At 62.2% G+C, this 14,744-nt stretch carries 11 protein-coding genes; 4 read left to right on the top strand and 7 right to left on the bottom strand.

Annotated features, from left to right (window positions below; translation table 11 throughout):
- Positions 1–7 precede the first annotated feature (7 nt).
- From ACF8ME_RS06010 to ACF8ME_RS06035, 6 genes are all read right to left on the bottom strand, one after another.
- On the bottom strand, positions 8–1,000 hold the full coding sequence (locus ACF8ME_RS06010; RefSeq protein WP_047218323.1) for a branched-chain amino acid ABC transporter permease: 993 nt from the start codon (positions 998–1,000) through the stop codon (positions 8–10).
- A complete protein-coding gene (locus ACF8ME_RS06015) occupies positions 997–1,746 on the bottom strand; it encodes an ABC transporter ATP-binding protein (RefSeq protein WP_392415681.1) in 750 nt (249 codons plus the stop codon). Before ACF8ME_RS06015 ends, ACF8ME_RS06010 begins: the two co-directional genes overlap by 4 nt.
- Positions 1,743–2,525, bottom strand: a complete 783-nt coding sequence (locus tag ACF8ME_RS06020; protein ID WP_392415682.1) for an ABC transporter ATP-binding protein — start codon at positions 2,523–2,525, stop codon at positions 1,743–1,745. The genes ACF8ME_RS06015 and ACF8ME_RS06020 overlap by 4 nt, the downstream gene beginning before the upstream one ends.
- 3 nt (positions 2,526–2,528) lie before the next feature.
- Positions 2,529–3,722 carry a substrate-binding domain-containing protein gene (locus ACF8ME_RS06025; RefSeq protein ID WP_392415684.1) on the bottom strand — a complete coding sequence of 398 codons (1,194 nt, stop codon included), beginning with the start codon at positions 3,720–3,722 and terminating at the stop codon, positions 2,529–2,531.
- Between the two features lie 348 nt (positions 3,723–4,070).
- The gene (gene msuE, locus ACF8ME_RS06030; RefSeq protein WP_016454049.1) at positions 4,071–4,652 is read right to left on the bottom strand and encodes an FMN reductase; all 582 of its coding nucleotides are present in this window, start codon (positions 4,650–4,652) and stop codon (positions 4,071–4,073) included.
- 297 nt (positions 4,653–4,949) lie between these two features.
- On the bottom strand, positions 4,950–5,852 hold the full coding sequence (locus ACF8ME_RS06035) for a LysR family transcriptional regulator (protein WP_016449615.1): 903 nt from the start codon (positions 5,850–5,852) through the stop codon (positions 4,950–4,952).
- Between the two features lie 111 nt (positions 5,853–5,963).
- On the opposite strand from ACF8ME_RS06035, the gene ACF8ME_RS06040 reads away from it, so the two are divergent.
- The 3 genes from ACF8ME_RS06040 to ACF8ME_RS06050 all read left to right on the top strand — a co-directional run bounded on the left by ACF8ME_RS06040 (position 5,964) and on the right by ACF8ME_RS06050 (position 9,060).
- Complete coding sequence (locus ACF8ME_RS06040) at positions 5,964–6,938, top strand: tripartite tricarboxylate transporter substrate binding protein (RefSeq protein WP_074923848.1); 975 nt, start codon at positions 5,964–5,966, stop codon at positions 6,936–6,938.
- Positions 6,939–6,992: 54 nt separating this feature from the next.
- A complete protein-coding gene (locus ACF8ME_RS06045) occupies positions 6,993–7,838 on the top strand; it encodes a substrate-binding domain-containing protein (RefSeq protein WP_047327059.1) in 846 nt (281 codons plus the stop codon).
- Positions 7,839–7,956: 118 nt separating this feature from the next.
- On the top strand, positions 7,957–9,060 hold the full coding sequence (locus tag ACF8ME_RS06050) for a porin (protein ID WP_046986260.1): 1,104 nt from the start codon (positions 7,957–7,959) through the stop codon (positions 9,058–9,060).
- A 32-nt stretch (positions 9,061–9,092) separates the two neighbouring features.
- Here ACF8ME_RS06050 and ACF8ME_RS06055 read toward each other — a convergent pair whose 3' ends face one another.
- A complete protein-coding gene (locus tag ACF8ME_RS06055) occupies positions 9,093–9,371 on the bottom strand; it encodes a hypothetical protein (RefSeq protein WP_374005635.1) in 279 nt (92 codons plus the stop codon).
- 423 nt (positions 9,372–9,794) lie between these two features.
- Between ACF8ME_RS06055 and ACF8ME_RS06060 the strand changes: the two genes are divergently transcribed.
- Complete coding sequence (locus tag ACF8ME_RS06060) at positions 9,795–14,744, top strand: AAA domain-containing protein (RefSeq protein ID WP_392415686.1); 4,950 nt, start codon at positions 9,795–9,797, stop codon at positions 14,742–14,744.

Here is a 14,744-nt window from a genome sequence, read left to right on the forward strand (position 1 = left end):
CACTCCTTCAGCGGTTCGCCACGGGATAGACGCCCTGAGGCCGCCACAAGAGGATGGCCACCATCAACGCAATGTTGGAAAACAGCGCCACCTTGGGCACCAGGAACCCCGTGTAGTTGGCCATCAGCCCTACCAGCAGCGCGCCGATCAGCGCCCCGCCCGTGCTGCCCAGCCCGCCGATGATGATCACGATGAAGATCAGCACATTCACCTGCGCGCCCATCTGCGGCACCACGCTCTGCTGGTACATGCCCCACATCACCCCGCCCAGCCCCGCAAGCGCCGAGCCCGCCACGAACACGCCCACGAACAGGCGGCGCACGCGGTAGCCCAGGGCCTCCACCATCTCGCGGTCCTGCACGCCCGCGCGGATCAGCAGGCCGATCTTGGTGCGCGACAGCGTCCAGGCCAGCAGGGCAAACACCGCCAGCCCCACCAGCACGGCCACCACGCGGTACTTCTCCACGGCGGCATCGCCCAGCAGCCAGGCGCCCTTCATGCCCTGGGGCAGCGGCAGCGGAATCTGCTGCGGGCCCCAGATGAGCTTGATCAGCTCCTCGCCGATGATCATGCCGCCCATGGTGATCAGGATCTGCTTGAGATGCTGGCCGTACACGGGCCGCACGATGAAGCGCTCGAACGCCAGCCCGATGGCGCCCGCCACCAGCATGGCCACCACCATGGCCGGCAGCACGGCCAGCAGGTTGCGCCACAGCTGGTCCGACCCCGTCCAGTCGCCCATGGCGCCCAGCACGCTGGTGGCCACGAAGGCGCCCAGCGCGATGAACACGCCGTGGCCGAAGTTCAGCACGTCCATCAGCCCGAACACCAGCGTCAGCCCCGAGGCGATGATGAACACGATCATCCCCATGGCCAGCCCCGCCACCGTCAGCGTCAGCCAGGTCGAGCCCGAGCCCACCAGCGGCAGCGCCACCAGGGCCAGCACCGGCACCAGCAGCAGCGGCTTGAAATCCACATCCAGCCTGTTCAGCTTGTTCATAGCGAAAGCCCCAGCAGCGACTGCTGCAACGCCGCGTCTGCCGAGAACTCGGCCATGCCGCCCGCGTGCACCACGCGGCCGTTGTCCATCACCGCCACGCGGTCGCCCAGGCGGCGCGCAAAGCCCAGGTTCTGCTCCACCAGCACAATCGTCGTGCCGCCCGCCTTGAGCTGGGCGAAGGCCGCGATCATGTTCTCGATGATGGCCGGTGCCAGGCCCTTGCTGGGCTCGTCCACGATCAGCAGGTCGCGCGGCTCCACGATGGCGCGCGCCACCGCCACCATCTGCTTTTGCCCGCCCGACAGCTTGCCGGCCGGGTGGTTCCAGAACTTCTCCACGGCCGGGAACATGCCGAAGATCCACTGCAGCCGCTGCGCGTCCATGCGGTCGGAGCGCGAGGCGCCGCGCGCGGCCAGCAGCAGGTTTTCCTGCACCGTCAGGTCCGCGAAGATGCCCATGTTCTCGGGCACATAGGCAATGTTCAGCCGCGCAATCGCCGGCGTGGGCAGGGCCGTGATGTCGGCCCCGCCAAAGGCGATGCGCCCCTGGCTGGCCCGCCACAGGCCCATGATGGTGCGCAGCGTGGTCGTCTTGCCCGCGCCGTTGCGCCCCAGCAGCATGGTCAGCTGCCCGCGCGGCACGGCCAGGTCCACGCCATGCAGGATGTGATAGGCCCCGATATGCGTGTGCACGCCCGACAGTTCGAGCAGGTTGGGGTTTGGGTTGAGGTTGGCGGCAGCGCTCATGCGGCCTCCTTCACGGCGCCCTGCTCCGGCACCACACCCAGGTAGGCCTGCTGCACCACAGGCGAGGCAATGACCTCGGCCGGCGGCCCATCGGCCACCAGCGTGCCATTGGTCAGCACGATGATGCGGTCGGCCAGCTCGCGCACCACATCCATCTTGTGCTCCACCAGCAGGATGATCTTGCTGCGGTCCTGCTTGAGCTTGCGTATCAGGTCCAGGATCACCGGCGCCTCGTCATGGCTCATGCCCGCCGTGGGCTCGTCGAACATATAGACCTGGGGTTCCAGCGCCATCAGCAAGGCCACCTCCAGCTTGCGCTGGTCGCCATGCGGCAGCGCGGCCACGGCCTCGCCGCGCCGGGCGGACAGGGCCACCTGGTCGAGGATGTGCAGCGCCCGCTGCGTCAATGCCCGGTGGTCGCTCCAGATGCTCCACAGGTTCAGGCCGCGCCGGTGCGGGCCCTCGTCGCGCGCCTGCACGGCCAGGCGCACGTTCTCCAGCACGCTCAGGTGCGGGAACAGATTGGTGAGCTGGAATGCCCGCCCCAGCCCGGCCCGCGTGCGCGCCGAGGGGGCCAGCCCCGTCAGCTCGCGCCCGCCCAGCAGCACGCGCCCGGCCGAGGCCTTGAGCTGCCCCGAGATCAGGTTGAAATACGTGGTCTTGCCCGCCCCGTTGGGGCCCACGATGGCCGTCAGCGTGCCCGGCTCGAAAGCGCAGCTCACGCCGTTGACGGCCACATGGCCCCCGAAGCGGATGGTCAGATCCTCTGTGCGCAACATTGCTCAGCGGCCGTTGCGGATGGGAACCTGCATCTCCTCGGGCTTGATCTCGCGCACCAGTTCCGGCACGCCCCAGGCCAGCGCCGGGTCCACGCGGATCTTGAAGTGGTACATGCTCTGCAGGGCCTGGTGGTCTTCCTTGCGGAAGGTCATCTGGCCCTTGGGCGTGTCGAAGCTCATGCCCTCCATGGCCTTGATCAGACCGTTGGTCTTGGTGTCTCCACCTGTCTTCTTGAGCGCCGTCACGATGGCCATGGCCGCAGAGAAGCCGCCGGCCGTGAAGAAATCCGGCGGCGTCTTGTACTGCTTGTAGTGCATGGACACCAGCGCCTCGTTCACCGGGTTCTTGGGAATGCCGTAGTAGTAGTACGTGGCGCCCTCCATGCCCGGCAGATTCTTGTAGGCCGCCATGGCGGGCAGGATGTTGCCGCCCGTGGCGATCTCGATGCCGTAGCGCTTGAGGTCCAGGTCCGCGATCTTGAACGGATTGCCCGCCCCGGCCCAGACGATCCAGATGATCTTCCTGCCCTGCTGGTCCTTGAGCTTGTCGATCAGCCGCTGCGCCCCTGCCGTGAAATCCGTGGTGGCGGCGGGCAGGTACTCCTCATGCGCCAGCTTGCCCTTCTTGATGGCGTCCTTGAAGGCCTTCACCCCGTCGCGGCCGAAGGCGTTGTCCTGGGCCAGCGTGGCAATCGTCACGCCCGCCCTGTCGATGGCCACCGCATTGCTGATGGCGTCCTGGCTGGAGTTGCGGCCCGTGCGGAAGATGTACTTGTTCCACTTGTCGCCCGTGATCGAATCGGCCACGGCCGGCTCCACCAGCAAAATCTTCTTGTACTCCTCGGCCACCGGCAGCATGGCCAGCGCCACGCCGGACGACGTGGGCCCCACGGCCAGATCGGCCTTGTCATCGGAATACGCCGTGGCCAGCAGGCTCTTGCCCAGGTCGGGCTTGCCCTGGTCGTCCTTCTCGATCACCACCAGCTTTTTGCCATTCACCGCCATGCTGCCGCCCGTGGCGTACTCCAGCCCCATCAGCAGCCCGGCCTGGGTCTGCTTGCCATAGGCCTCCAGCGCGCCGGTCTTGCTGTAGACGTGGGCAATGCGGATCTCGCCCTGCTGGGCCAGTGCAGCAGGAGCTGCAGCGGCCATGGCGGCGAGTGCGATGGCGCAATGGAGGAAGGGGCGGCGGTGCATGGTTTGTCTCCTTTGGGGTTTTCGGCTTGATGGCCTGGCTGGGCCTGCCGTTTTGCAAGGGGACCATGCATGCTTTGTGCCAGGCACGCCCAGACGGCACCCAGGCGGCACCAAGACAGGGACGGCCTTGTGCCCCCGGGGCCAGGCAGCCCGTGCCAGGGCCGAAAGTGTCTGGCCATTGAACAGATTCAGTGTCTTTTTCCAAGACAGCTGCCTGAATCCGATACAGGGCAAACCATGAATTCCTGGGATGTTCCCCTGCGCCTGGCCCACCATCACGTCCTGGCCGGCCAGCAGCTTCATGAGTTCAGGAGGCCCATGGGCGTGGAGAGAAAACCGTTGTTTTCTTCAGGCAACAGCCGCTGATTCGGCCAGATGGGGCATGGTGCGCTGCCTCAGCTCGACCAGCGGCAATGCCCGCTGAACCGCCAGCGCGGCCCGCTGTAGCAGTGCCTCGTCGTGCAGGCGGTAGTCCACGAAATCCTTGTCGGTCGCGTAGACACCCAGTGGCAGGGTGCGCGCCTGGAAGAAGCTGAACAGCGGCCGCAACTGGTGGTCGATCACCAGGGCATGGCGCTCGCTGCCACCGGTGGCCGCCAGCAGCACGGGTTTGTCGATCAAGGCGTCCTGGTGGACGAAGTCGAAGAAGTGCTTGAACAGTCCGGTGTAGGCGCCGCGAAAGACCGGTGTGGCCACCACCAGCACATCCGCCTGCTCCACCGCCGCAAGCTCCCGCTCCACCGTCTCGGGCAACTGCGAGCGCCACACCGCGCCGGCAAGCTGCGGCGCGAGCTGGCCCAGTTCCACCAGGCGTTGTTCGCACGGAACTTCGTCGGCGATCAGATCAGACAGATGCTCTGCCAGGGCGGCAGACTTGGAGGGGCGCTGCAGTCCGCCGGATACGGCGACCAGACGAAGTGGACGTGTCATTGCTGCTCTCACGCAAGATGGCCGGGGTTCAACGCGGGAGCCGGTTGTGGCGACCATGCGGTCCGAGGTGAAGTGATGGCCATGACTGCTTCCCAAAATGCAAACGAACAATGGGAGCGGATGATATGGAGCCAAATCAATGAAGTAAAATGGTTTTATCTCACAATTACATGATTAAAACTCATATAAAGCTTTAAACCTGCCCCGTCGGTGCTGTTCGGGGGAGCATCCGGGTCACAAGCGAGGCGGGCATCTGCATCGCGCACAAGCGGGCCGTTGCCGAACCGGCATTCCCGCTCAGCGGCCCGCTTCCTGGGCCTGCACCAGACACTCCCGCAAGGCCTGCGCCACAGGCCCGAGCATGCGATCGCGCCGCTGCAGCAGGCCCAGCGTGCGCCACACATCGGGCGCGGTCAGCGGCACGCCGCAGACCTGGGCATGGTCCTGGCGCAGGGCCAGCTGGGGCACGGCGGCCAGGCCCAGGCCCGCTTCCACCAGGGCCAGGGCGCCCGTGACGTGGTTGCATTCGTGCCAGGCCACGGGCTGCTCTGGCAGGCCGGCCATGACCTGGTCCAGCAGCAGGCGGTTGCCGCTTTGGTGGGAGACGGACACCAGGCGCTTGCCCGCCAGCTCGGCCCATTCCACCTGACTGCGCCCGGCCCAGGCATGGCTGCGCGGCATGGCCAGCACATAGCGCTCGCGCGTGAGCGCCTCAAAGCGCAGCGATGGCTCCTGGCTGCCCGTGAAGCTCAGGCCGAAATCCGCCTCCCCGCGCAGCACGGCCTCCACCACCTGGTGCGCGCTCTCGTCGATGACGTGCACCTGCACATCGGGCTGCTCCACGGCAAAGGATTTCAGTACCGGGGGCAGCAGATTGGTGGCCACCGAAGGCACGCAGGCAACCGTCACCCGGCCACGGCGCAGCTTGACCTGGTCATCCACGCGCTGCACGGCCTCGTCCAGGCCGGCCAGGGCCCGGCGCGCCTCCTGCAGGAATTCATGGCCTACCTCGGTCAGCTTCACTTGCCGCGTGGTGCGCTCCAGCAGCCGCACGCCCAGCACCGACTCCAGGCGCTCCACGCGCCGGCTCAAGGCAGGCGGCGACAGGAAAAGCGCTTCTGCGGCCAGGCGAAAACTGGCCTTCTCGGCCGTGGTCACGAAGGCGATCAGCTCCCCCATGTCGAATTTGATGCGCTGCATGCAACAGTCCCTCCAAAAGTTGCAATTCACAGAATAGCAGCCCCTGCATAGGATGGCGCCCTTGATAACGCTGCCCCCTGCGGGCAGGCAAGACCAACAAACGGAGACGACATGCACCAACGCAGACTGATCGCGGGCGGCGCCCTGGCAGCCCTTCTTTCCCTGGCCGTGGGCGCTGCCCAGGCCCAGGACTTCCCCCCCAAGAAACCCGTGGTCATGGTGGTCGGCTTCGCCGCAGGCGGCTCGGCCGACATTGCCGCGCGCATCATCGCCAAGAAGCTGGGCGAGAACATCGGCCAGAGCGTGGTCGTGGAAAACAAGCCCGGCGCAGGCGGCAACCTGGCCCACACGCAGGTGGCCAATGGCCCGTCCGATGGCTCGGTGCTGCTCTTCGGCTCCATCGGCCCGCTGGCCATCGCGCCGCACTTCATGAAGATCGGCTACGACCCGCTCAAGGACCTGGCCCCCATCACCATGGGCGTGAACTTTCCCAACGTGCTCGTCGTGCCTGCCGCCACCGGCATCAAGACCCTGGGCGAATACGTGGCCAAGGCCAGGCGCGAACCCGGCAAGCTGGACTTCGCCTCCACCGGCCCCGGCTCCGCATCGCACCTGGCCGGTGAACTGCTCAACGATGTCGCCAAGATCGACACCCTGCACGTGCCCTACAAGGGCGGCGCGCCCGCGCTGCAGGACGTGCTGGGCAACCGCGTGACCTCCTTCTACGCAGCCCCGCCCACGGCCCTGCCCCACATCGAATCCGGCAAGCTGATCCCGCTGGCCACCACGGGCCTCACGCGCCCGGCCTACCTGCCCAACGTGCCCACCGTGGCCGAGAGCTTCCCCGGCTTCAACGCCACCAACTGGTACGCCTTCGTGGCATCCGCCAAGACGCCCAAGCCCTTGCTGGACCGCTGGAACACCGAGCTGGTCAAGGTGCTGAACACCCCCGAAGTGCGCGACAACCTGCTCAAGCACGGCCAGACCGCCGCCCCGGGCACCCGCGAGGAACTGGGCCAGTTCATTGGCGCCGAGCACGCCAAGTGGGGCCGCATCATCCGCGAGCGAAAAATCACGGCCGATTGATTCCCTCGGCAGCCGTTAGCCGTTCCCCAACCATAAAAAACCAGGAGACAAACCATGACCGCCATCCGTTCCACCCCCCTGCAGTCCTCCGTGCCATCCACCCTGCGCCGCCGCACCCTGGGCGCGCTGCTGGGCGGCGCCCTCAGCCTGGGCCTGGCCCTGGGCGCTGCCGCGCCCTCCACCGCCGCCGCAGATGAAATCCGCGTGGTCACCTCGGGCGGCTTCTCTGCCGCCTACGACCAGCTGATACCCCTGTACGAGCAGGCCACGGGCCACAAGGTCGTCACCTCGCGCGGCGCCTCCATGGGCAATGCGCAGGACTCCATTCCCAGCCGGCTGGCGCGGGGCGAGCAGTTCGACGTGGTCATCCTCGCCGACTCGGCCCTGGACAACCTGGCAGCGCAAGGCAAGGTGGAAGCGGGCAGCCGCGTGGACCTGGCGCGCTCCATGATCGGCATGAGCGTGCGCAAGGGCACGCCCAAGCCCGACATCAGCACCGTGGATGCGCTCAGGCAGACCCTGTTGGACGCCAAATCCGTTGCCTACTCGGCCAGCGCCAGCGGCACCTACCTGGCCAACGAACTGTTCCCGCGCCTGGGCGTGGCCGAGCAGATGAAGGGCAAGGCCACCCGCATCCTCAGCGAGCGCGTGGGCGCCGTGGTGCTGCGTGGCGATGCGGACATCGGCTTCCAGCAGGTCAGCGAACTGCTGCCGTTCAAGGAGCTGGAATTCGTCGGCCCCCTGCCCGATGAAGTGCAGCAGCGCGTCTTCTTCTCCGCAGGCGTGGCCACCGGCGCCAAGAGCCCTGACACGGCGCGACACCTGATCCGCTTCCTGGCAGCCCCCGCCGCCGCGCCCATCGTGCGCAGCACCGGCATGGAGCCGGCGGCCAAGCCCTGACGGCAGGCCCCCGAGCCCTCAAGGCTCTCTAGGCACTCAAGGCCCTCGACACACAGGGGGCCTTCCCCCTCCCCGGTTCGACCTCCATCCAGCGGCGCTGCAACGGCACTGCTGCGGCATGCCGCTGCCCAGCCCTATCACCCTCGCCACACCCATGAACACCAAAACCCTGGTGCTGATCACCCTCGCCGCCGCACCGCTGTCGGCCCTTGCGCAATCCAGCATCACGCTCTACGGCATTGCCGATACCGGCGTGCGCTACACCAGCGGCCTCACCGCTGCCAACGCGGCCAGCAACACCTCGGGCGCCGCGCTGTCCAGCGGCGTCAACACCACCAGCCGCTTCGGGTTTCGGGGCCGCGAAGACCTGGGTGGCGGCATGTACGCCCTGTTCAACCTGGAAACCGGCCTGAACCTGGACACCGGCACCACCGCCAACTCCAGCAAATTCTTCGACCGCGCGGCCATCGTGGGCCTGGGCGGCAGCTGGGGCCAGGTCACGGCCGGCCGCCAGACCAACCTGCTGGCAGAGGCCATCAGCCCCGTGGACCCCGTGGGCATGCGGTTTGCATCCTTCAACCCCAACATCGCCACCGCCGCGCTCAGCAGCCACGGCCTGGGCTTGGAATACGGCAGCGCGGGCGCCACCACGGGCTCGTACCGGCTGGACAACTCGGTCAAGTACACGGGCCGCTTCGGCGGCCTCACCGCCCGCGCCATGTACAGCTTTGGCGAGACGGCACAAGGCGGCTCCGCCCGCTCATCGGCCGGCGCGGGCCTGGCCTATGGCACGAAGACATGGACCGTCTCCGGCGCCTACCAGCGCTTCAAGACCGCAGACCAGTGGGAGCTGAAAGCCGCCACCCTGGGCGCCAGCTACCAATGGGACAAGCTGCGCCTTGCGCTGAACACCGCGCGCAGCGACGGCCAGACCAACGCCACCACCGCCCGCACCGTGCAGCGCGTGCACTCGCTGGGCGCCACCTGGTCCGCCCGCAGCACGCTGGACCTGACCGCCGCCCTGTACCGCGTGGAACGCGAACGCAGCGGCCGCGTCGCAGACGGCTACACCCGCGCCCTGCTGTTTGCGGAATACAAGCTCTCGCGCCGCAGCAAGCTGTATGCGGAACTGGACCGCACGCATTGGAGCGGAGGGTTTCAGGGCGGGCAGAACAAGGATGTGGCTACGGGGGTGGCTGCGGGGTTGATGCATAGCTTCTGAGGGGCGCTGCGAGCACTCGCCCCATTGCCAGCTCAGCCGCCCAGCTTTTTGAACGGCGTGTCGAAAGTGATCCAGCCCTTGCCTTGGGGGCAGATCACTTCCTTGTAACGCAGCTCCTTTTCAAAGCTCCACTGCTGGCCGAATGCGCAAACGTCCCCTGCGTTGAGGACAAATGCCACTGTCTGCGGGTCGCCCTTTTTCAGCAGAACATCGACGCTTTGCGTCGCTTCCCACCGGCCATTTGGCGGCTGGCTGCAACCCAGAGTTGCCAGCAACGCCGTGATCGCCGTCCTTCGCAGTAGGTTTTTCATCAACGGCCCTTCTTGTAGTTGTCGCGCGAAGACTTCCGAGCGACGGCTTCAGGCTGCGAGCATTCAGTCCTTCTTCTAATGAGGAATGCCTGCAGCTAGAGAAAAGCGAGCTTTCGAATTTTTCTATGGGTCGTTTCTCAACCCTAAGACCAAGCACAACCATCGTTCACCTGCAGGACACGTTGAGGGCCGAGAGCATTGACACCTGGATGTCGAACAAGATGTCGTCTCCGCCCGAAGCGAGTGCAAATTCTCTCGAAGTACCTCGATGCCTGCGGTTTACGGTCCATCGTCGCCACGGCTCTGTAAAGTGAAGACGCTCTACTGATGTTATCGACCAAATAACTATCGCAATACCTGCGGCAACATGTAACATCACTCCAGAACCCGTCAGTGCCTTGAAGTTTCAAAGAAGGAAATACCTTGGACATCGAGATTTGGGATGGAGGTCTCCAGCAACAGGAGGTCGAAGCGATCAGGAGGATTCAACGAGCTTTTTCCGAAGGGCCATCCAGTGTTGCACTGCCGCCAGCTTCGGGCGCGATGCGTAGCCGGCCTCCTGGGGAGCAGCGACGCGAAAGCATGTTTCCCTGGAAAGGCTACGCGGGCTTCAGGTTTGTCGATGCCAAGGGCAGGGAGGGCGAGTTCGATCTCGTAATCGTCACGCACTGCAACATCCTCATCGTGGAGCTCAAAGACTGGAACTATGGACGCATAACAGCCAGTGGGGATGTCTGGTTCAAAGGTGAAAAAAGCATGGGGCGCTCCCCCGTAACAATCACTAGGAACAAGAAATTCCTGCTGGAGCGGAAAATCGAGCGACTGACCACTCGATTTACCAATAAGGGCTTTGCGCCTCACATCCATTTCTTCGTCGTCATGACTGGAGACTCGGACTTCAGTCAGCTCCCTGAGGTAGATCTCCAGCACACGCTCCATCTAACGGACTTTTTGAAGTTTTCGAACAATGTGAGATTTGACCAGTATTTTCGGCCTCATCCCGAATCGAAAGTTTTGCGACATGACGTACCGATCTTCGATCAGTTGTTCCTCGGCGGAAAAACGACGGCAAAGGCAATTCGAGTAAGCGGATATACCGCTACTGAGGAAATCTTCAGGCATCCAAATGATGTTTACACGGAATACCTGGCACAATCGGAGATCTCCAAGGGCACCGAGGCACTTCTTCGTATTTGGGATTTCCGAAAAATCCCTGGTAACAAGGGGGCAACTGCCGAGGGTCGGGCTGATATCGTGTCGCGAGAGAGGGAGGTACTGGGATTCATCAGCCATCAGAATTTGGACCTCTACCACCACTGCCTCCGTTCATTGACGAGCTTTGAGCGTAGCGAAGTTACAACCCAGTATGGGGAGGTCTACGAGCTGCCGCCTGGTCATCTGCGGTTCAATGAATTCTTGGGCAAGTACGCCCCCGGACTTACGCAAAGTGACAGGCTGAATCTCACAAAATTGCTGTTGGCGAAGTTTGCCGACCTGCACGAGATGAAGATTGCGCATCGGGACATCGCCGATCACAGCCTTTGGATCTCGCCAGCCAAGGAGATCGCGCTCTCGAACTTCATCTCAGCATACCACCAACCCATCGGGACCGTTGGCGACTACCGCGCAGGTCTTTCTGTCGGCGCGGTACAGGTACAGGCCTTGCTTGATAACTCGCCAAAAACGCCCTTCCAACAAGACGTTCATGCACTGGGCCTTGTGGCTTGGCATTTGCTAACCGCACAGCGCATCTCTCCCAAGAGTTTGAGGAATATCACCAGCGACCTAATGTCCAGCGACGCGTGGTATGCAAACGTGCTTCTCGAGGCAGTAACCAGCGAGTTCAGCGATGCGTCGGCCTTTTTTGAAGCTCTCATGGGCGCGCAGCCTGCTGTCGACAACATTCCGATGTTTGACGCGTCTGAGCTAGAGGCCTACCAACGGCCGATCAATCACAGCCGGCAATTCCCTGAAAGCGACGACTTCCTGGTTACGAATGACGACAAGGAGGTCTATGTATCGGGCGACAAACTGGTAAAGGCTTGGCTCAATGTCGGGGCCAAGAACGACGACACCGCGCAAGCCTTTCGTGTCCTGACTTTCCTCAAGCGTCTAGCACGAATGGCGGTGACGGCTCCCCCCTGCCTGCCTCGCATCCATGACTTTGGGTTAGCCACACGCTCGAGCAGTATGTATCTGGTGACTGACCGGATTACGGGCACAACGTGGGCCGATACTTCGATTCAAGAGGCGGAAAAGCTAGGTGTCATCGAGAAACTAATTAAAGCGGTCGGGCATCTGCATGAGCTTGGCATTTCGCATGGCGACCTGCACCCAGGCAATGTAATGTTGGATGCGCACAGCAACACCGTATACCTGGTAGACATCCCCGATTTCATTCAGCACGGCACTGAAGCAAAAAATCACCTATACAGCCCGGAAACTATCGACACCTGCTCGAGCGAACAGCGCGATATCTTTGCGGTACTTCGCATGTCATGCGAGCTACTAGACATCCAGTGGGGTGGCGTTTCAGAGAACTACCCAAAGATTGCGGATGCTGTCTATGCAGAACTGCACGACTTCGAGTTCGGGTTCAAAGATTTCGGTCGATTCAGAAAAGCTCTGTCAACGACCCAACAACTACAAGAGGACAAAAGCATCGAAGTAACCCTGACCAGTGCTCTCGAGAAAATCAGGATTCTTCCTGACAACGGGCATCTGTTCGTCGCTATGGAGCCGTCGAACAAGGAAGAGAGCACTCTTCGGGTTACCTTCACAGGAATTGGTGGGAGTCTTCGCACTTTCTATAGTAAGACGCAGCGCTGCTTCATCGGGGCGCTGGCACCCCAAAGCCGATCTGACATTCCTTCCCGCGCTGTAGAAGATAGTCAGTTCGAGATCAGTGCTGCAATAACCGTTAAGCCAGGCCGGATCGATCAACTCGCGGAGCTAAGTGAACACCTTCTCGAAAATGACGCCTTTAGCCGTGCGATCCAAAGGCTTCATCCTGCTGCACCGGCGCTCGATGATGCTGCCGTGAGCCAACAACTCAGGAACGCTTTCCAACAAGTCACCGCGCCAGTTTCAGAAACTGCGGAAGCCGCCATCGACATTCCCACCGACGAGTTGTGGCGAGCCATCCTGGATACGGAGACAGAGTCTAGTCCCAACATCGAACTAACAGGTATAGCAATGCGCCCTATGGAGGCAGACGCCGAAGTCATACTGCCCTACGAAGCTGACATCGATCCGCTAGGCACCTTTACTAGCACCGACGAGGTGGAGGCGATCGTAGTCAAGGATGGCGAGGAAAAGTTGATTGGTGAAGTTTTCCTTAAGCGATCGGCGCTGAACGAGGTCTGGCTGAAGCGAGCCCGCAGCGCGGCCTTTGGTCTGAAGGACGGTGATGTAGTTTTCTTCCGCAGCAAGCAAGACAGGGCTTCGCACCGTAAACGCAAGGTCGCACTCGAAAGGCTGCTGGACAGAGGAGGAGTCTTGCCCGATCTGGTAGACCTCTTCGATCCATCCTGCCAAAAACAGCCGACCACCTACGACATCACAGTGACTGAGGAAGACTTCGCGCGATACGACCGAGAAGACAATCACGGCAACAAAATCAGCCTTAATCCACAGCAGCGCGAGGCATTTGCCAAGCTGCTCAGTTCTGGCCCCCTATCCCTGCTTCAGGGTCCGCCCGGCACAGGCAAAACCGAATTCATCGCAGCCTTCGTACACTTCTTAGTCGAGAAGCTCGACGTGCGGAGGATTTTGCTTGTAAGCCAATCCCACGAAGCGGTCAATACCGCCGCAGAGCGTATTCGTAGACATTGCATGCGGTTGGGAACCCCCCTCGATGTCGTACGCTTCAGCAATCGCGAAGGTGCAGTTTCCTCTGGACTGAAGGACGTTTACTCCCATTCGCTCACGGCGGAGAAGCGAGAGCTCTTCCAAGCAGAGTACCGCCATCGCGTGACGGCCCTGTCCGATGCGTTGGGATTGCATGGCGACTTCCTTTCCAGCATCGTGGAGGCAGAGCTAAGACTGTTCAAGCAGATCGACCATCTCGAATCGCTCCTCAGCGGTTTCGCGGACTTGAGCGATGAGGAGGACATCAAGGCCCTCAAGCCCATCATTGCCGAGTTAGACGAGAGGATACGAGAGAAGCTGCGAGACACCCACGGCATTACCCTTTCGCGCGAGAGTGAGATAAGTGAGGCGAAAGCCATGCTGACATCACGCATTAGTGCAGAGTATGGAGTTCGCCCAAACGAGATGAAAAAGGTGCGCGCCCTAGCCAGAATCGCTCGTGATGTGCAGGACGCCTTATCTGCCGAAAGGGTCAACTGTGATGAATTCTATGCGCGCTCGCGACGCCTGGTCACTGGCACATGCGTTGGAATCGGCCAGGGGCATATTGGTATTCACAGCAACATTTACGACTTCGTCATCATTGATGAGGCTGCCCGATCGATTTCCAGCGAGTTAGCAATCGCCATGCAATCCGCGAAGCGGGTTTTGCTAGTAGGGGATCACCTGCAGTTGCCTCCACTCTATTCTAACGCTCACAAAGCGGCATTGGCCCGTCGTCTCGGAATTCACGACGGGCGCAACGATTTAGACGAAGTCCTGCGCAGCGATTTCGCTCGGGTATTCAATTCCGAGTATGGTCGGCAGACTAGTGCCACACTACTGACCCAGTACCGCATGGCCCCAGCCATCGGTAACTTGGTCTCGCATACGTTCTACAAAGGTCTTCTCAAAAATGGGGCACGTACTGTGCCCAACATTTACCAAAGCGCACCCGCAGCGCTTCAAGCAGTCGTGACGTGGCTCGATACGTCGAAGCTCGGTGGCTTCGCAAATCACCTCACAGATCGTGGCGTCAGCATCTATAACCGCTGCGAAGCAGAACAGGTGATTGCTGTGCTCCGGCAGATCGCCGACAGCGGTCAGTTTTTTGTGGATCTCAGCGCCCAGAAAGAAGGCGACGATGCACCTATCGGCGTGATATGCATGTACGCCGAGCAGAAACGATTGATTCGCCAGAAGTTCAATCAGGAGATTTGGAACGACGGGTTCAAGTCAATGGTGAAGATCGATACTGTGGACAGCTACCAGGGCAAGGAGAACCGCATCATTATTCTGAGCCTGACACGGTCTGACCCGGAGAGGAGCGCTGGCTTCCTGCGCGCACCTAATCGCATAAACGTTGCCATATCACGAGCCATGGATCGGCTGCTGATCGTCGGAAACACTGCCATGTGGAATACCCAGAACCGGGACAAACCGCTCGGCAGGATAATTTCCCATATGAACGGTAGCGGTGAAAGCGAAGACTACCGGTTCATTCCTGCGACGAGGACGCGATAA

The sequence above is a fragment of the Delftia sp. WSY_7 genome (assembly GCF_043104845.1).
GTDB lineage: Bacteria > Pseudomonadota > Gammaproteobacteria > Burkholderiales > Burkholderiaceae_C > Comamonas > Comamonas tsuruhatensis.